This is a genomic window from Xanthobacter luteus, assembly GCF_040049235.1.
Lineage (GTDB): Bacteria > Pseudomonadota > Alphaproteobacteria > Rhizobiales > Xanthobacteraceae > Xanthobacter.
On the sequence record NZ_JBDZDO010000007.1, the window covers coordinates 104,547 to 122,062 of the forward strand.

A 17,516-nucleotide genomic window follows, 5' to 3' on the forward strand; every position below is an offset into this window, starting at 1 on the left:
GGCGCGCGACCGGCGCAAAGGCAAAGCGGCGGTCGGCGCGGCGGACAGGGCGGCCCCCATGGCGCGCGTCAGCCTTCGAGGCAGGCGATGAAGGTCTCGCGGTCCACATTGCCGCCGGAGAGCACCACGACCACGAGGTCGCCGGGAGCGCCGAGGCGGCCCTCCAGCAGCGCCGCGAGCGCCACCGCGCCGCCGGGCTCCACCACCAGCTTCAGCTCCTGGAAGGCGAACGCCACCGCCCGCGCCACTTCCCGGTCGCTGGCCGAGGCGGCGTGGCCCACCAGGGGGCGGGTGATCTCGAAGGTGATGCGCCCCGGCATGGGGGCGAGCAGCGCATCGCAGAACGAGCCGGTGGCGGCGACGTTGCGCTCGCGCCTTCCCGAGCCGAAGGAGCGGGCATGGTCATCGAAGCCCGCCGGCTCGCAGGCCACCACCGTGGCGCCGGGGGCGCGCGCCTTGACCGCGAGGGCCATGCCGGCGATCAGCCCGCCGCCGGAGGTGTTGGCCGCCACCACGTCCGGCGCGAGGCCGAGGGCGGCGAGGTCCTCCATGATCTCGCGGCCCACCGTGCCCTGCCCGGCGATCACGTCCGGATCGTCATAGGGCGGCACCAGGGTCGCGCCGCGTTCGGCGGCGATGGCGGCGGCGATGGCGTCGCGGTCCTCGCCGGCGCGGTCGTAGCCCACCACCTGCGCGCCCAGCGCCAGGGTGCGCGCGCGCTTCAGGGCCGGCGCGTCGTGCGGCATGACGATCACCGCCGGCATGCCCAGCAGCCGGGCCGCCGCCGCCACGCCCTGGGCGTGATTGCCGGAGGAGCAGGCGACCACCCCCGCCGGGCGCGCGCCCTCCGGGATCTGGACCATGCGGTTGTAGGCGCCGCGGAACTTGAAGGAGCCGGTGCGCTGGAGCGTCTCCGGCTTCAGGAACACGCGCCGGCCGGTGGTCTCGCACAGGACCGGAGAGGCGAGCAGCGGCGTGCGCACCGCCACGCCTTTCAGGCGCAGGGCGGCGGCATCGACGTCGGCGGCGGTGGGAAGGGCGGGTATCGGGGCGTTCATGCCCCGGAAACTACCCGAGCGCGGCGCCGGAGGCGATAGCGCCGGGCGATGGGGCCGATATCGTGGGCGATCAGCACGTTGTCGAGGAACTGCCGGGCGCTCTCGCGCCACGAATGGCGCAAGGCGAAGCGGCGCGCCGCGTCCTTGGAGAGTTCCAGCGCCTTGAGGCAGCCTACGCGCAGGTCCTCGTCCAGCACGCCCACGGGCTCGGTGGCGTCCGCCAGCACGTCCTTCGGCCCGGTGACGGGATAGGCGGCCACCGGCAGCCCGCTCGCCAGCGCCTCCAGCAGCACGATGCCGAACGTGTCGGTGCGCGAGGGGAAGCAGAACACGTCGCTGGCGGCATAGACCTGCGCCAGGTCCTCGCCCTCCTTGGGACCGAGGAAATGGGTCTCGGGGAAGCGCTGCCGCAGGCTCGCCAGCGCCGGGCCGCCGCCCACCACCACCTTGGAGCCGGGCAGGTCGAGGCCGAGGAAGGCCTCGATGTTCTTCTCCACCGCCACGCGGCCGACGAATAGGAAGATCGGGCGCGGCAAATTGAGCGTCGCCTCGGGCCGCGGGCGGAACAGATCCGCGTCCACGCCGCGCGACCAGCGCATGAGGCGCTTGAAGCCGCGCGCCTCGAGATCGCGCTCCAGCGTCGCCGTGGAGACCATGACGCCGCCGCCCGCATTGTGGAACGAGCGCAGCCAGGCGTAAGTGAGCCGCTCCGGCACCGGCGCGCGGGCGGAGAGATATTCGGGAAATTTGGTGTGGTAGGAGGTGGTGAAGGTGCGCCGCGAGGCGATGCAGGCGCGCCGCACCAGGATGCCGATGGGCCCCTCGGTGGCGATGTGCACGAAGTCCGGCCGCACCTTCTCGATGCGGCGCATGATCATGCGCGGGGTGGCGAGCGCGAGGCGGATCTCGTTGTAGGATGGCAGCGGCACGGTCCTGAACCCCTGGGGGGTCAGGAACTCCATCTCGGCACCGAGGTTCTCGGCCTCGGCGGCGGTGTGCTCCAGCGAGCGCACCACGCCGTTGATCTGCGGATGCCACGCATCGGTGGCGACGAGGACGCGCATCAGGCGGCGGCGCGAGCCCCCTCGACCACGTCGTCGGAACCCTCCTGCACGGCCTCGGGCCGGCGGGTCCAGCGGATGATCTCCATGCGGCCGTCATCGTGCTCGGCGACCGCGGTGCAGCTCTCCACCCAGTCGCCGCAGTTGATGTAGCGCACGCCGAACTGATCGTGGATGGCGGCGTGGTGGATGTGACCGCAGATCACCCCGTCCACGTTGTGGCGCTTCGCCTCCTCGGCCACCGCCTCCTCGAACTTGCCGATATAGTTCACGGCGTTCTTCACCTTGAGCTTGGCCCACTGGCTCAGCGACCAGTAGGTCAGCCCGAGCCTGCGGCGCGCGAGGTTCACGTAGGTGTTCACCCCGAGCGCGGCAGTGTAGGCCCAGTCTCCCAGGAAGGCGAGCCACTTGGCGTGGCGGACCACGACGTCGAACACGTCGCCGTGGATAACGAGGTAGCGCTTGCCGTCCGCCGCCTCGTGGATGATGGTTTCCACCACGTCGATGCCGCCGAAATGGGTGCCGTAATAGTCGCGCAGGAACTCGTCGTGGTTGCCCGGCAGATAGACCATGCGCGCGCCCTTGCGGCCCTTGCGCAGCAGCTTCTGAACCACGTCGTTGTGCTTCTGCGGCCAGTACCAGGACACCCGCAGCCGCCAGCCGTCGACGATGTCGCCCACCAGATAGACCGTATCGGCGTCGTGATACTTCAGGAAGTCGAGCAGCAGCTCCGCCTGGCACCCCTTGGTGCCGAGATGGACGTCCGAGATGAAAAGGGCGCGGTAGCGGCGCGCTTCGGGATTGTCGCTCACGCTTTGGCTCCCCCGCAATTGGCCTCGCCGATGCTGGCCTCGCCCGGATACCTGCCCGTGAAAGCAGCGCCTGGACTTAGCCGGAGTCGTGTATCTATTTTATGACGAGGCTGGGGAAGATGAAAGGCAAAAGTGCCCAAGCGCTACGCTTGCCTAGACAATCAGCAGTATATGCAGAACTCCTTCGAAGGCGGCTAATATTCGTCGCCCGTTCCATTCGCGTTTTTCTGCAAGGCGGCAAAGGATCATGGCGCCGGCGCCGGCGCCTGCGGCGATGCACAACAACGGTGGCCCGCGAAGGACTTGCCGCCGCCCGCGCGGCGGCGGCCGCGACCGGGCTGTGGCGCCCGCCGCCGCAGGCACGGAATTCTCGGCGCGCCATTGACCGGGGCGCGTGAACGCGCCAGCGTGTCGCGCCTTCGGGGCATCTCCACATCCCACCGCCCCCGCGGCATCAAGTCCAATCCCAGGGAGTTCACCGATGAAGCTTGTCCGCTTCGGCGCCAAAGGTCAGGAGAAGCCGGGTCTAATCGATTTGAGCGGACAGGTCCGCGACCTGTCCGGGATCATCCCGGACCTCGCCGGCGACGCCCTCCTGCCGGAGAGCCTCGCCCGCGTCGCCGCCCTCGATCCGGCCGCCCTGCCCCTCGCCCCCGCCGGCGCGCGCCTCGGCTCCTGTGTCGCCCGCCCGGGCAATTTCGTCGCGGTGGGCCTCAATTTCGCGGACCATGCGGCCGAGACCGGAAATCCCATTCCCGAGGAGCCGGTGCTCTTCAACAAAGCCCCCAATTGCATCGCCGGCCCGAACGACGACGTGATGATCCCCAAGGGCTCGCTCAAGCTCGACTGGGAGGTGGAGTTCGCCTTCGTCATCGGCAAGCGCGCGCGCTACGTTGAGGAGCAGGACGCGCTCGCCCACGTCGCCGGCTATTGCATCTGCAACGACGTCTCCGAGCGCCACTTCCAGATCGAGCGTTCCGGCCAGTGGACCAAGGGCAAGGGCTGCGAGACCTTCGGCCCGCTGGGTCCCTGGCTGGTGACGCCGGACGAGCTCGCCGACACCGCGGACCTTGCCATGTGGCTCGAGGTGAACGGTGAGACGATGCAGAACGGCTCCACCAAGACCATGATCTTCCGGGTGCCGTTCCTGGTGCATTACATCAGCCAGTTCATGGTGCTCGATCCCGGCGACGTGGTGACCACTGGCACCCCGCCCGGCGTCGGCCTCGGCATGAAGCCGCCGCGTTTCCTGAAGGCGGGCGACGAGATGCGCCTCGGCATCGCCGGCCTCGGCGAGCAGCGCCAGAGGGTCGTGCCGTTCACGCAGTGACCGTGGTCGGGAGGAGGCCGCGGCCTCCTCCCTCACTGCACGGTGGCATGGGCGAGCCAGGCCTGGACCGCCTTGAGCGCCTCGCCCCGGTTGCCGGTGCGGTGCTGGGCCTCCTGGAATACCGCGAGCTGGACGTCGGCGCTGGTGCCCGCCTCGGCGATGGTGCGCGCGTGCAGCAGCGCATCGAGGCAGCCGAGCGCCTCGGCATCTTCCGCCACCAGGTTTACCAGCCCCTCCACCGCATCGCGCACCGACAGCGCGCGGCGCTGGGCGAGGTCGACGAACGAGCCGTGGACGCCGTAGCGCTGGGCGCGCCATTTGTTCTCGTCGGCGATGGCCCGGTCCACCGCGCCCACCTCGCGGTTGTGGTGCGGGTTGCGCACCAGGAAGCGCGCCAGCGCGCGATAGAGCGCGGCGATGGCAACCGAATCCTCCAGGCGCGTGCAGCTGTCGGGCGCCCGCAGTTCGAGCGTCGGCAGCTTGCGCGAGGGCCGGATGGTCCACCACAGATAGCTCGAATCGGCGATCGCCCGCGCATCCACCAGCGCCTCCACATAGCGCTCATAATCGGCGTTGCTCTCGAACATGTGCGGCAGGCCGGTGCGCGGCAGCTCGTCATAGGCGGCGAGGCGATAACCCATGAGGCCGGTCTGCCGCGACTGCCAGAACGGCGAGGAGGTGGAAAGCGCCACGAAGTGCGGGATGTAGGGCACCATGCGGCGCATGACGTCCACCCGCTGGTCGGGATCGGGCAGCTCCACGTGCACATGCAGCCCGCACACCATGTTGCGCTCGCCGATCATCTTCAGATCGTTCATCATCCCGTCGTAGCGGTTGGACTGGGTCTGGCGGCCGCCCTCCCATGTGGCGGTGGGATGGGTGCCCGAGGCGATCAGGCCCAGCCCGTGCTCCGCCGCCACCTTCGCGGCAGCGTGCCGCAACTGGCGCAGCTCGACCAGGGCGCTGCCGGTGCCGGTGGCGGGATGGGTGGCGATCTCCAGCTGGGACTGGAGCAGTTCGACGCTGACCTGCTCGCCCAGCACCCCCCGAAGTTCCTCGAACATGCCGGCAGGCATGCGGCGCGCGGCCGATTTGGTCTGCGCGTCGACGACGAAGAACTCCTCCTCGATGCCGAATCGGTAGTGCGACATCGCTCCTTCTCCTGTGCGCGGGAGCCGGGCCCGCGGGAAATGCGGGTCCGGGAGGTTTGCACCGCGGCACAGCGCCGGGGCGGCGCCTGCCGAGGGGCCGAAGGCCCGGTGTTTCGCGGAAGCGGTCTCGACGGACCCGCGCCTGGAGCGAGCAACGCCGATCCGGACACTAGGTTTCGCACACACTGGCGTCAATTCGGACAAAAATTTGACGTCCGCGTCGGCGTCTAACCGACTGCAACGCTTTCAATAACTTACCGCATCGCAAGATGCGCGGCGCCCGCCGACGGGCCGGCCGCGAAGAAAAACAAAAAGAATACAAGATCTTCTTTGGAACAATTCCGTGAAAGGCGCATTGAAACGTGCTTGCGCGCATTTAATGCGCCTGATTGCACCCCGCGCGATCGCGCCCTTTATCTCATGCGTGCGCCGGGATGTGGCGTCCGCGCACCGCTTCCACCAGCGCCAAAGCGGCGACGGCGGCGGTGTCGGCCCTCAGGATGCGCGGGCCCAGCGACAGGATCACCGCGCGCGGCGCAAGCAGGGCCCGCTCGTCCGGCGCGAAGCCGCCCTCCGGGCCGATCAGCACGCTCACCGCCGCGCCGGGGCGCGTGCGCAGCGGCGCCAGCGCATCGGCGACCGGCGCCGCCTCGTCGCAGAACACCAGCAGGCGGTCCTGCGGCAAGTCGGCGAGCCAGCGCGCCAGCGGCACCGGCTCGCGCACCTCGGGGATGGAGAGGATGCCGCACTGCTCCGCCGCCTCGACGGCGTTGGCGCGCATGCGCTCGCCATTGACGCGCGTCACCTGGGTGTGGCGGGTGACCACCGGGCTCAGGATCCCGGCGCCCATCTCGACCGCCTTCTGGACCATGTAGTCGAGGCGCGCGTGCTTTAAGGGGGCGAAGGCATACTCGACCTCGCCCGGCGCGGTCTGAGGCCGGGTCGCGGCCTCCACTTCCAGCGTCACGTCGCGCTTGCCGCCGGCGGTGCGGCGGGCGCGCCATTCCCCGTCCCGGCCGTTGAACAGGAGGATGGTCTCTCCCACCGCGAGGCGGATGACGTTGGACACGTAGTGGGCCTGCTCGGCGGGCATGCGCACGAGCGCGCCGGCGGCGAGGTCGGCGTCGACGAACAGGCGCTGGGAACGGAAATCGTGTTCGGGCATCGGGCATCCTCGGCTCGCGCGCGAGGCTGTCCCGCACGCCGCCTCGATGCAAGCCCGCCGCGCGCGGAGCCGAGGGCCGGCGGGCCCGGCGGGCGAACGCACCGGAGGCGGTGCCCCCGAGGGAGGCACCGCCCTGAAGGCCCCAAAGGCGCCTTCATTCGCCTGACCGGCGCAAGGCGATCAACTGACACATTTCGCCGCGGACGCCACCCTCCGTTTAGGGTAAGGGGGTGCCATTCCGTTCACTACTTCTTGTTGCCCTCGAGATCGAACTGGGCGAGGTAGGCGATGAGGTCGGCCCGCTCGGCCTCGTTCTTGATCCCCGCGAAGGCCATTTTTCCCTTCGGCGCCAGCGACTTGGGATTTGTGAGATAGGCGTTGAGGGTGGCATCGTCCCAGACCTTGCCGGCGGCGGCGCCGTCCTTGATGTCCTGGGAATAGGCGTAGCCCTCGAAGTGCGCCCATTTGGCGCCGACGATGCCGTTCAGCGGCGGGCCGACCTTGGCCTTGGCGCCCGGACCGATGGCGTGGCAGGCCAGGCACTTCTTGAAGGCAGTCTCGCCCTTCGCCACGTCGGGCGCACGCGCCTCCGCGGCGGCGGGCGCGGCGGCGGCAGGAGCGGAGTCGCTCTTCGGCGCCTCCTGGGCGAGCGCTGTGCCCGTGACGGCGATGGCGGCGAGCGTGGCCAGAAGCAGACGCATTCCTCGTTTCCTCTCTTGGCGCGGCGGGCGTTCTATGACCCTTCCCATTGCGGTTCGATCGCCAGAATGTGCGAACGCGGTCCGATGGGGAAGAGCCGGCGCGCGGGCGCGCGGTGCCGACAGGCGCGACCGCTTAGCATGGTTCCAGACTGACCAAGGATGCGACCTGTGAGCCCGATGCGCTCCCCTCCCGTCATCGTGAAACTGGGCGGCAGCCTCCTGTCGGGACCGCCGCCACGCCCGTTGCTGCAACGGCTTGCCCGGCAACGGGGGGCGATTCTGGTACCCGGTGGTGGAAGTTTTGCCGACGCGGTCCGCGACGCTCAGCCGCGCCTGGGACTCTCCGAGGGTGCCTGCCACGCCATGGCGATCCTCGCCATGGAGCAGACCGCTTACGCGTTGGCAGACCTCTGCCCTGCCCTCGCCCGTTGCCACAGCCAAGCGGATCTCGCCGCGCCGCGATCCGGCGCGGCGCTCTGGTTCCCCGCGGCGATGCTGCTTGGCGCGGCGGACATCCCGGCGAGCTGGGACGTGACCTCCGACAGCCTCGCCCTTTGGCTTGCCGCCAGGCTCGGCGCCCGCCGGCTGGTGCTGGTGAAGGCGCCGGGCGCCGCCGTTCCGCGGGCGCCGGCGGTCGCCGACCTTGCGACGCTGGCGCAAGCAGGGCTCGTCGACCGCGCATTTCCGCAGATGGCACGCGGCTTTGCGGGCACTATTGTCCTGGTGAACGCGGACGATTCCGCGCGGCTCGAAGCGGCGCTCGGCTCCGGCGCCGAAATGGACCCTTGATGACCGACCCCTCCTTCGCCCCGCGCTGGGCCTGGGCCCTGTCCGGCTCCGGCCATTTCTTCACCGAGTGCCTCGAGATCATCGGCGGCCTCGGCGCGGTGGACCTGTTCGTCTCCGCCGCCGCCGAGGAGGTGCTGCGCATGTACAAGCAGAAGCTGCCCGAGGGCACGGGCCTCTTCCGCGACCGCACCGCCTCCGCCGCGCCCGTGGGCCGCTTCTATGAGGGCCGCTACCACACCCTGGTGGTGGCGCCCGCCTCCTCCAACACCGTGGCGAAGGCGGTGCTGGGCATCTCCGACACTTTGGTCACCAACTGCTTCGCCCAGGCCGGCAAGTGCCGGGTGCCGGCCATCGTCTTCGCCTGCGACACCGCGCCGGAGATGCTCTCCATGGCGCCGGGGGGACTGGTGAAGGTCTTCCCCCGCCGCATCGACCTGGAGCACACGGAAAAGCTCAGGACGTTCGAGGCCACCACGGTGGCCGATTCCCTCGTGGACCTCGAAGCCGCCGTCGCCCGCCGCAAGGCGGAGCTGGCGCAGACCCCGGCGTGATGGAGATGGCGCAGCGCGTGGTCCTCCTCACCGGCTCGCTCGCCGAGCCGCGCCTCGCGCGCATCGCCGACGCCATCGCCGACGCCGCGCTCCAGCCGGTGGTGGTCAATATCGGCGTCAAGGTGGCGGCGCTGATGACGACGCAGATCGTCGAGCGCCGCCTGGCGCTGCCGGCCGGCACCGACCGGGTGCTGATGCCGGGCCGCTTCCGGGGCGACCTCGACCGGCTCGCGGCGCGCTTCGGCGTGCCGTTCGAGCGCGGCCCGGAGGAGGCGGCCGACATCCCCGGCTTCTTCGGCCGCGGCGGCAAGGCACCGGACCTCTCGCGCCAGGAGGTGGCGATCTTCGCCGAGATCGTCGACGCGCCGCGCCTGCCCGTCGCCGAGATCCTCGCCCGCGCCCTCGCGCTTGCCGCCGACGGCGCCGACGTGATCGACCTCGGCGCGCTGCCGGACGCGCCGTTCCCGCACCTCGAAGAGGCCATCGCCGCGCTCAAGGGAACGGGGCTGAAGGTCAGCGTCGACAGCTTCTCGCCCGAGGACCTCGTCCGCGCCAACCAAGCCGGCGCCGACTACCTGCTCAGCCTCGACGAGACCACCCTCGACGTGCTTGAGGCGGGTCCGGCGGTGCCGGTGCTGGTGCCGGCCGAGCCGGGCGACCTCGCCTCGCTGGTGCGCGCGGTGGACGCCTGCGCCGCCATGGGCCGCGCCTGCCTCGCCGACCCGATCCTCGATCCCATCCATTTCGGCTTCACCGCCGCGCTGCTGCGCTATGCGGAGCTGCGCCGCCTGAAGCCCGACATCCCCATCCTCATGGGCATCGGCAACGTCACCGAGCTCACCGACGCCGACACCACCGGCGTCAACGCCATCCTCATGGGCATCATCTCCGAGCTGCGCCTCAATGCCGTCCTGGCGGTGCAGGTGAGCCCCCATTGCCGCACGGCGGTGAAGGAGTTCGACCGGGCCCGGCGCGAGTTCTTCGCCGCGCGCGAGGCCGGCGCCCTGCCCCAGGGCTTCGGCGGCGGGCTGATGGCGCTGCGCGACCGCGCGCCCGTCACCACCACCGCGAGCGAGGTGGCGCGCCTCGCCGCCGCGGTGCACGACAAGGCCTTCCGCATCGAGGTGAGCGAACGCGGCATCCACGCTTACAACCGCGACGGCCACCATGTGGGCGAGGACCCGTTCGCGTTGTTCCCGCATTTGCAGGTGGAAGGCGACGGGGCGCACGCTTTCTATCTCGGGGTCGAGACCGCGCGGGCGGAGATCGCCTACCGGCTCGGCAAGAGGTATGCGCAGGACGCCCCGCTCGCCTGGGGGGTGGCCGCCACCACCGGATCGGGCGCCGAGACCGCCCACCGATTGACTTTCGACGAGGCGGGACCGACCCTTCCCGAGCGCAAGCAAAGCAACGCGGAGGACGGCACCGAGTGATCCGCGAGACCATCGTCACCACGCTCTCGCCCGCCGGCGAGCCGCACGTGGCGCCCATGGGGGCGAGCGTGGTGGAGGGCGGCTACCTGCTGCAGCCGTTCCGGCCCTCGCGCACCCTCGACAATCTGCTTGCGGCGCAAGCGGGGGTCGTGAACCTCACGGACGACGCGCGCATCTTCGCCGGCTGCATCACCGGCCGCCATCGCTCCTGGCCCACCGTGCCCACGCGCCACATTGCCGGCGCGCGGCTGGAAGCGGTGCTCGCCCACGAGGAGTTCGTGGTGACGCGGATCGAGGAGGACACGGTGCGGCCGCGCTTCTTCTGCCGGGTGGTGCACCGGGAGAGCCACGGACCGTTCCTCGGCCTCAACCGCGCCGTGGCGGCGGTGATCGAGGGCTCGATCCTGGTCTCGCGCCTGCATCTGCTCGACCCGGAGCGGGTGGATCGCGAGATGAACTATCTCTCCGTGGTGGTGGACAAGACCGCCGGCCCGGCCGAGCGGGAGGCCTGGGACTGGCTGTGCGAGACGGTCGCCGACCACCGCGCGCGGGCGGCCTCGTGAGCCGTTCTTTAGCGCAGGCGGCGCCGGGCCTGCTGGCGAGCGTCGCGACCCTTACCGAGATGGCGCAGGCGATCGCCGGCGGCGCCGACATCGTCGACCTGAAGGACCCCGCCCGGGGCGCGCTCGGCGCCTGGCGGACGGCCGACCTCGCCGCCGCCGTGGTTCGCTGGCGCGCCTTGCCGCCCGGCGCGCCGCCGCTCAGCGCCACGGTGGGCGACCAGCCGCTGGAGCCGGGCGCGCTCGCGGCGGCGGCGGCGCGGGTGGCGGCCACCGGCGTGCCGCTGGTGAAGATCGGCTTCGCCCTCGGCCCCGAGACCGGCGCCGAGGCGCTCGCCGCCTGCCTGGCGGCGCTGGCCCCGCTGGCGCGCGCGCACCGGCTGGTCGGCGTCCTGTTCGCGGACCTGCGGCCCGATCTCGCGCTGGTGCCGCGCTTCGCGCAGGCGGGCTTTGCCGGGATCATGCTCGACACCGCGGACAAGACGGCGGGCAGCCTGCGCCGGCATCTCGACGACCGCGCGCTCGCCGGCTTCCTGTCCGCCGCCCGCGCCCACGGGCTGATGAGCGGCCTCGCCGGATCGCTGACGCGCGCCGATGCGGCCCCGCTCGCGGCGCTCGGCCCGCACTATCTGGGCTTTCGCGGCGCCCTGTGCGCCACCGGCCGCACCGGCGCGCTCGATCCGGCGCGCCTTGCCGCCGTGCGCGCCGCGCTGCGGCGCGCGGCCGCCGCCTGAGGCTCAGGCGGAGAGGCTCAGGCGGAGTGGCTCAGGCGGAGTGGCTCAGGCTGACTTGCGGAACACCACCGTGAGGTTGTTGGCCGGCATCTCCACCACGCGCTCCAGCGCGAGGCCGTGCTTTTCCGCCGCCGCCGCCACGTCCTTGAGGCGCCGCAGGCCCCAGGCGGGATCGCGCCGGCGCAGGCTCTCGTCGAAGGCCCGGTTGCCCGGCGCGGTCTCGACCCCGTCGCGCAGATACGGCCCGTAGAGCACCAGCGGCCCGCCCACGGGCAGGCGCGCGCCGGCCCCGGCCATCAGGCCGAGCGTCGAGGGCCAGGGCGAGATGTGGATCATGTTGATGCACACGATGGCGGCCGCCGGCCCCACCGGCCAGTCGGCGACGGCGGCATCGAGGGCGAGCGGCGCGCGGACATTGGCGAGCCCCTCCGCCGCCACATGGGCCGCGACCGAGGCGCGCGCCTCCGCCGCGGGATCGCTGGGCTGGAAGGCGAGGTGCGGCAGATGCCGCGCGAAATGGGTCACGTGCTCGCCCGAGCCGCTGGCGATCTCCAGCACCAGCCCGGCGGGCGGCAGGACGGCCGCGAGCACGTCGAGGATCGGGTCCCGATTGCGCAGAGCGGAGGGGGCGGACAGGCGGGCATCGGACGAAATGGACACGGCGGCGGCATCTCCATCGGGCGGCGCACCATAGACCAAAGCCGCGCGCCGGCACGCCCCGACGTTAACCGTTGGCGCGCCGGTCGGAGGCGCATGGCTTCCTGCTCAGCCCAATCGCCGGACCGCTCCCGATGCCCCTGTCCGACCTCTTCTCCCCTCTCGGCGAATGGCTGCGCTTCGTGTCAACCGCGTCGCGCTGCGCGCGGCAGGTGCGCGCGGTTTCTCCTGCGCCGATTCCTCACTCATATTTCACATAGGCGAACCGCAAATCCCCCTGCGGCGTGCCTTCCAGCGCCCCGCCTGGCTCCAGGCCGGGCTGCCACTGCACCACCTCCTCGATCTTCTTCGCCAAGGCGAAGTCGCGCTCCGTAATTCCCTTGGCGTCGTGCGACATGAGCCGCACCTCGACCCAGGCATAGGAGGCGGTGAGGTCGGGGTGGTGCCAGGCCGCCTCGGCGAGGTGGCCGACCGCGTTGATGACCATCAGCGTGCCCTTCCAGCTGCTGGTCTTATAGGTGCGGCGGATCCAGCCGTCCTCGTAGCGCCAGCGGGGCAGCTCGGCGCCAAGGCGCGCGGTGATCTCCTCCGGCGTGAAGGTGTGCTTGCGGTCGACGGCCATGGCGTCCTCCCTCCGATGCGCGGGAAACGCGGCCGCGGCCGTGTCCGTTCCCCGGGATGCCGGCCTCAGGCGATGCCGGCCTGGCGCTTCGCCGCGGTGAGCGTGTTGGCCAGCAGGCAGGCGATGGTCATGGGGCCGACGCCGCCCGGCACCGGCGTGATCAGACCGGCAATTCCTTGAGCCTCCGCGAAGGCGACGTCGCCCACGAGGCGCGTCTTGCCGTCGTCCTTGGGCACGCGGTTGATGCCCACGTCGATCACCGTGGCGCCGGGCTTGATCCAGTCGCCCTTGATCATCTGCGGCCGGCCCACGGCGGCGATCAGGATGTCCGCCTGGCGGCATTCGCCGGGCAGGTCGCGGGTGCGCGAATGGGCGATGGTCACCGTGCAGTCCTCCTTCAGGAGCAGCTGCGCCACCGGCTTGCCGACGATGTTGGAGCGCCCCACCACCACCGCCTTCAGGCCGGCGAGGCTGCCGAGATGGTGCTTCAGCAGCATCACGCAGCCGAGCGGCGTGCACGGCACCAGCGCATCGAGCCCCACCGCCAGGCGGCCGGCATTGATGACGTGGAAGCCGTCCACGTCCTTCTCGGGGTCGATGGCGGCCAGCACCTTCATGGCGTCGATCTGCGCCGGTAGCGGCAGCTGCACCAGGATGCCGTTGACCGCCGGATCGGCATTGAGCGTGGCGACCAGCGCCAGCAGGTCCTCCTCGGGGGTGTCGGCGGGCAGCTTGTGCTCGAAGGAGGCCATGCCGGCCTCCACCGTCTGCGCCGCCTTGTTGCGCACATAGACCTCGCTCGCCGGATCGGCGCCCACCAGAACCACCGCGAGGCCGGGTCTGATGTCATGGCTTGCGGCGAGGGTCGCCACCTCGGCGCCGATGCGCGCCCGCAGCTCCGCGGCGAAGGCCTTTCCATCGATGAGCTTGGTCTCGATCACGCGCATCACCCTTCCTGCGGACACGCGAAGGGCGTGCCGTCCGTGCCGGCCCGTCTTGCGCCAGCCGCCCCGGCAAACGCAACCGCCGAAGCACGGGCCATGCGGATCCGCGGCAAAATTCTCTTACTGAGATAGAAATTTTCTTTCAAGGAATGAGGCCGCGCCGGGCCATCTGCACGGCGGGCCGTTGCGCGGCCCGCCGTTCATTTGGGCGCCCCCTCTCCGCCGCCGCGCTGGGCGCGCTGGCTGTCGGCGTCCGCCTGGCGCTTCAGCAGCGCCGCCGCGGCGGCGACCGGCAAGGGCGGGGAGAACAGATAACCCTGCGCCTGGTGGGCGCCGAAGGCGCGCAGGAAGCGCAGCTGCTCGCGCGTCTCCACCCCCTCGGCGGTCAGCGTAATGCCGAGCGAGCGGCCGAGCCGGACCACATATTCCACGATCGAGGCGGCGTCGCGCTGCACCCCGAGATTGAGGATGAAGGACTTGTCGATCTTGATCTTGGTGATGGGAAAGCGCCGCACATGCACCAGCGAGGCATGGCCGGTGCCGAAATCGTCGAGCGCGAGGCGCACCCCCATCCCACGCAGCCGCGCGAGCGCCTCCTGGCCCTCGGTGCTGGCGTCCAGGATCGCGCTCTCGGTGATCTCGATCTCCAGCCGGTGCGGGTCGAATCCGGTCTGGCGCAGGGTGGCGATGATGTTGTCCACCATCCCAGCATGGCGCATGTTGAGCGGCGACATGTTGACCGAGATGGTGACGCCCGGCAGTTCCCTGGCCTGCTCGCAGGCCGAGCGCAGGACGTAGGCGTCCAGCCGGCTGATGAGGCGCGAGCCCTCGGCCACCGGGATGAACGCGCCGGGCAGGATCCGCCCGCGGGTCGGATGGTCCCAGCGCACCAGCGCCTCGAAGCCGACGATGCGCTCGCTCTCCACGTCCACCTGCGGCTGGAACACCAGCTTCAGCTCGCCCTTGTCGAGCGCCGCGGCAAGCTCGGCCTCGGTCCGCCGGCGCTCCAGGCGCTCGCGCTCGAAACGCGACTCGAACAGGCGGAAGGTGCCGCGCCCCTCGATCTTGGCGCGATAGAGCGCCACGTCGGCGAGGCTCAGCAGCTCGCCGGCGGTGCGCGCATCGTGCGGCGCCCGCGCCGCGCCCATGGAGGCGCTGATGGCGAGCTCGTTCCCGGCCACGCTGATGGGGATGTCCAGCACCCCGAAGAGCGACGCCACCAGGCTCGCCAGTTCCGCCTCCTCCCGATAGAGGACGAACAGCACGAACTCGTCGCCGCCGAAGCGCGCCGCAAGGCCGCGCTCGCCCACGCAGCCCCGCAGGCGGCGGGCCACCACGGCCAGGAGCTCGTCGCCGCCGGCATGGCCCATGCTGTCGTTGATCTCCTTGAAGCCATCGAGATCGACGAACAGCAAGGCGATGAGGCTCGCCGAATCGCGCGCCGCGAGCGCGGCCTCGAGCTCGGTGATGAAATGCCCGCGGTTGGCGAGGCCCGTGAGGCCATCGCGCTGCGCCAGCTGGCGCGCCCGCGCCTCGCTGATGGCGAGGTCCGCGGCGGTGCGGCGGGCCCGGATCATGAGGCCCAGAAAGACAAGGCACAGCACCACCGCCGCGAGCGCGATCACCGGCGCGGTCGCCGCCAGCAGCCCGGGGGCCGGGTCGGGATCCGCGTCGCTCCAGACAAAGCTCGCGCGCGGCCCCTCCGCAAGGTTGGTCACGGAGACCGCGTTCTCCGCCGCGCCGGGTCCGCTCCGCGCCAGGCGCACGGGCGGAAGATCCAGCGCGCCGAACACCTCGGCGAGGAAAGCGTCGTCCACCACGTCGACGCTGACGATGGTCAAGGGCCGCCGCGTCGCCGCGCCGTCGTCGGGCATCGCGAGGGGACGGGTCGCGACCAGGCCCGCCTCGCCGTCGGTGACCGCGAGGCCGGAGGTCGGAACCTCCCGCCATGGTCCCGCCCGATCGAGGACGGGGTGGACCCAGCGCAGCGCATCGGCGACGTCGCGGCGTCCGTATTCGGAGGCGTAGAGGACGCGGCCGTCGGCGTCGAGCACATAGGTCATCTCGAAGCCGAACTGCTCCTTGAGCGCCTTGCCGAGCCGCTCGTGGAGCGCGTCGAGACCGATCTGGCCGCCCTGCAGGGCGCGCGCGATCTCGGCCTCGCGGGCTCTCGTCATCCCGCCGAGCACGTGGTCCATGTGCTCCCGACGGGCGGCCAGGGCGGCGAACACCGCATGCCGCTCGCGCGCACGCACACGCTCATCATTACGTTGGGTTGCAAGCAAGAGCGCCACGACGACACCCCCCAGCAGGACGAGGAGGGCAAGCAATCCCGTGAGCGCGAGGGCACGGGAATCTACTCCTGATCGACGCGGTATGGCCGCCCCCAACTGCCGGTACAGGGCCAGAACCCGAGACAGGCTCGCACGAGCCGGCCGGCGCACGTCGAAATTTGTCCGACATTCTGGAGGGCTACGCAAGCTTGAGCGGTACTGGGGGCAAAATTTTTCAGGTAAGCGAAAACCACCAAGTGGCGAGGCCGAGAAAGGCGGAAAAGCCCACCGCATCGGTCACCATGGTGACGAAAACGCCCGAGGCCACGGCGGGATCGAGCTTCAGCCGCGCGATCGCGATGGGAATCAGGATGCCGAACAATCCGGCCGCCAGCATGTTCAGCACCAGCGCCGAGGAGATCACCGCGCCGAGCTGGACGCTGGAGAACCAGAAGGCCGCGATGGCGCCGAGCAGGGTCGCGAGGAGGAGGCCGTTGAGCAGCCCCACCAGCACCTCGCGCGAGATCACGCGCCGCGCGTTGTGGCTGCCGAGGTCCTTGGTGGCCAGCGCCCGCACCGCGACCGTCATGGTTTGGTTGCCGGCATTGCCACCCATGGAGGCGACGATCGGCATCAGCACCGCAAGCGCCACCATCTTCTCGATGGTGGTCTCGAACAGGCCGATGATGGAGGCGGAGATGAAAGCGGTGCCGAGGTTCACCACCAGCCACGGCAGGCGGCTCTTGGCGATGTAGCCCACCGTGTCGGACAGTTCCTCGTCGCTGCCGACGCCGGCGAGGGCGCGCAAATCCTCGTCCGCCTCCTCCTGGATCACGTCCACCACGTCGTCGATGGTGACCACGCCCACCAGGCGTCCGGCGTCGTCCACCACCGGGGCGGAGACGAGGTTGTAGTGCTCGAACATGCGGGCCACCTCCTCCTGGTCCTCGGAGGCCTTCACCACGTGGAGCTGCTCCTTCTTCACCGCCGTCATCAGCACCGGGCGCTTGGCGCGCAGCAGCCGGTCGAGCGCCACGGCGCCGATGAGCCGGTAGCCCGGATCCACCACGAACACCTCGTAGAAGGTGTCCGGCAGGTCGGCGGTCTCGCGCAGATAGTCGATGGTGCGCCCGACGGTCCAGAACGGCGGCACGGCGATGAACTCGGTCTGCATGCGCCGGCCGGCGCTCTCCTCGGGATAGTCGAGGGAGCGCAGCAGCGCGACCCGCTCGGGCGCCGGAAGATGCTCGAGAATCGCCGCCTTGTGGTCCTCGTCCAGGTCCTCGAGGATGTAGACCGCGTCGTCGGATTCGAGCTCGGCGATGCCGCGCGCGGCGATGCGCGGAGAGATGGCGTGCAGGATCTGCACGCGCACCGTCTCGTCGAGCTCGGTCAGCGCGGTGAAGTCGAAAGCCGGTCCCAGAAGCTCGATCAGGCGGCGCCGCTCGTCGGCGTCGAGCGCCTCCAGGAGATCGCCCATGTCGGCTTCGTGGAGCCCGACCGTGAGCGCCTTCAGGCGCTCCACGTCCCGGCTCTGCAGCGCCGCCTCGACCGCGTTGCGGAATGCCTCGGAGATCGCGCCGCCCTCCTCGCGCACGGCGAGGGCCTCCTCGGCGCGCGGGTCCATGGTGTCTTGATCCTCGCGCATGGGACCTCCGGCGGAACGGGTGCGACG

Annotated in this window: 17 protein-coding genes; 6 read left to right on the plus strand and 11 right to left on the minus strand. The window is 70.8% G+C overall.

What is annotated here, in order from left to right; translation table 11 throughout:
• Positions 1 to 68: 68 nt before the first annotated feature.
• The 3 genes from ABLE88_RS19905 to ABLE88_RS19915 are packed head-to-tail and all read right to left on the minus strand — an operon-like array spanning position 69 to position 2,931.
• Positions 69 to 1,058 carry a threonine ammonia-lyase gene (locus ABLE88_RS19905; protein ID WP_348833479.1) on the minus strand — a complete coding sequence of 330 codons (990 nt, stop codon included), beginning with the start codon at positions 1,056 to 1,058 and terminating at the stop codon, positions 69 to 71.
• A complete protein-coding gene (locus tag ABLE88_RS19910) occupies positions 1,055 to 2,122 on the minus strand; it encodes a glycosyltransferase family 4 protein (RefSeq protein ID WP_348833480.1) in 1,068 nt (355 codons plus the stop codon). The genes ABLE88_RS19905 and ABLE88_RS19910 overlap by 4 nt, the downstream gene beginning before the upstream one ends.
• Positions 2,122 to 2,931 carry a UDP-2,3-diacylglucosamine diphosphatase gene (locus tag ABLE88_RS19915; RefSeq protein WP_348833481.1) on the minus strand — a complete coding sequence of 270 codons (810 nt, stop codon included), beginning with the start codon at positions 2,929 to 2,931 and terminating at the stop codon, positions 2,122 to 2,124. The genes ABLE88_RS19910 and ABLE88_RS19915 overlap by 1 nt, the downstream gene beginning before the upstream one ends.
• Before the next feature lie 481 nt (positions 2,932 to 3,412).
• On the opposite strand from ABLE88_RS19915, the gene ABLE88_RS19920 reads away from it, so the two are divergent.
• A complete protein-coding gene (locus ABLE88_RS19920; protein ID WP_348833482.1) occupies positions 3,413 to 4,261 on the plus strand; it encodes a fumarylacetoacetate hydrolase family protein in 849 nt (282 codons plus the stop codon).
• 32 nt (positions 4,262 to 4,293) lie between these two features.
• On the opposite strand, the gene ABLE88_RS19925 is transcribed toward ABLE88_RS19920, so the two are convergent.
• From ABLE88_RS19925 to ABLE88_RS19935, 3 genes are all read right to left on the minus strand, one after another.
• Positions 4,294 to 5,412 (minus strand): carboxylate-amine ligase, encoded by a 1,119-nt coding sequence (locus ABLE88_RS19925; RefSeq protein WP_348833483.1) that lies wholly within the window; start codon positions 5,410 to 5,412, stop codon positions 4,294 to 4,296.
• Between the two features lie 418 nt (positions 5,413 to 5,830).
• Entirely contained in the window at positions 5,831 to 6,577 is a 747-nt protein-coding gene (locus ABLE88_RS19930) for a 16S rRNA (uracil(1498)-N(3))-methyltransferase (protein ID WP_348833484.1), read from the minus strand.
• A 245-nt stretch (positions 6,578 to 6,822) separates the two neighbouring features.
• Entirely contained in the window at positions 6,823 to 7,278 is a 456-nt protein-coding gene (locus tag ABLE88_RS19935; RefSeq protein ID WP_348833485.1) for a c-type cytochrome, read from the minus strand.
• A gap of 177 nt (positions 7,279 to 7,455) precedes the next feature.
• On the opposite strand from ABLE88_RS19935, the gene ABLE88_RS19940 reads away from it, so the two are divergent.
• The 5 genes from ABLE88_RS19940 to ABLE88_RS19960 are packed head-to-tail and all read left to right on the plus strand — an operon-like array spanning position 7,456 to position 11,345.
• Positions 7,456 to 8,067, plus strand: coding sequence for an amino acid kinase family protein (locus ABLE88_RS19940; protein WP_348833699.1), 612 nt, complete (start codon positions 7,456 to 7,458; stop codon positions 8,065 to 8,067).
• Complete coding sequence (locus tag ABLE88_RS19945) at positions 8,067 to 8,618, plus strand: flavoprotein (protein ID WP_348833486.1); 552 nt, start codon at positions 8,067 to 8,069, stop codon at positions 8,616 to 8,618. Before ABLE88_RS19940 ends, ABLE88_RS19945 begins: the two co-directional genes overlap by 1 nt.
• 5 nt (positions 8,619 to 8,623) lie before the next feature.
• A complete protein-coding gene (locus ABLE88_RS19950; protein WP_348833487.1) occupies positions 8,624 to 10,051 on the plus strand; it encodes a DUF6513 domain-containing protein in 1,428 nt (475 codons plus the stop codon).
• Positions 10,048 to 10,614: a DUF447 domain-containing protein gene (locus ABLE88_RS19955; protein WP_348833488.1), complete on the plus strand. Its 567-nt coding sequence runs from the start codon at positions 10,048 to 10,050 to the stop codon at positions 10,612 to 10,614. Before ABLE88_RS19950 ends, ABLE88_RS19955 begins: the two co-directional genes overlap by 4 nt.
• Entirely contained in the window at positions 10,611 to 11,345 is a 735-nt protein-coding gene (locus ABLE88_RS19960) for a (5-formylfuran-3-yl)methyl phosphate synthase (RefSeq protein WP_348833489.1), read from the plus strand. The genes ABLE88_RS19955 and ABLE88_RS19960 overlap by 4 nt, the downstream gene beginning before the upstream one ends.
• Positions 11,346 to 11,390: 45 nt before the next feature.
• Here ABLE88_RS19960 and ABLE88_RS19965 read toward each other — a convergent pair whose 3' ends face one another.
• The 5 genes from ABLE88_RS19965 to mgtE form a co-directional block, all read right to left on the minus strand.
• A complete protein-coding gene (locus ABLE88_RS19965; protein WP_348833490.1) occupies positions 11,391 to 12,005 on the minus strand; it encodes a DUF938 domain-containing protein in 615 nt (204 codons plus the stop codon).
• A 238-nt stretch (positions 12,006 to 12,243) separates the two neighbouring features.
• Positions 12,244 to 12,624 carry a 4a-hydroxytetrahydrobiopterin dehydratase gene (locus tag ABLE88_RS19970; protein ID WP_348833491.1) on the minus strand — a complete coding sequence of 127 codons (381 nt, stop codon included), beginning with the start codon at positions 12,622 to 12,624 and terminating at the stop codon, positions 12,244 to 12,246.
• A 65-nt stretch (positions 12,625 to 12,689) separates the two neighbouring features.
• Positions 12,690 to 13,571: a bifunctional methylenetetrahydrofolate dehydrogenase/methenyltetrahydrofolate cyclohydrolase FolD gene (gene folD / locus ABLE88_RS19975; RefSeq protein ID WP_348833492.1), complete on the minus strand. Its 882-nt coding sequence runs from the start codon at positions 13,569 to 13,571 to the stop codon at positions 12,690 to 12,692.
• Positions 13,572 to 13,768: 197 nt separating this feature from the next.
• Positions 13,769 to 15,823 (minus strand): putative bifunctional diguanylate cyclase/phosphodiesterase, encoded by a 2,055-nt coding sequence (locus ABLE88_RS19980; RefSeq protein WP_348833493.1) that lies wholly within the window; start codon positions 15,821 to 15,823, stop codon positions 13,769 to 13,771.
• Between the two features lie 253 nt (positions 15,824 to 16,076).
• A complete protein-coding gene (gene mgtE, locus ABLE88_RS19985) occupies positions 16,077 to 17,489 on the minus strand; it encodes a magnesium transporter (RefSeq protein WP_348833494.1) in 1,413 nt (470 codons plus the stop codon).
• Positions 17,490 to 17,516 lie beyond the last annotated feature (27 nt).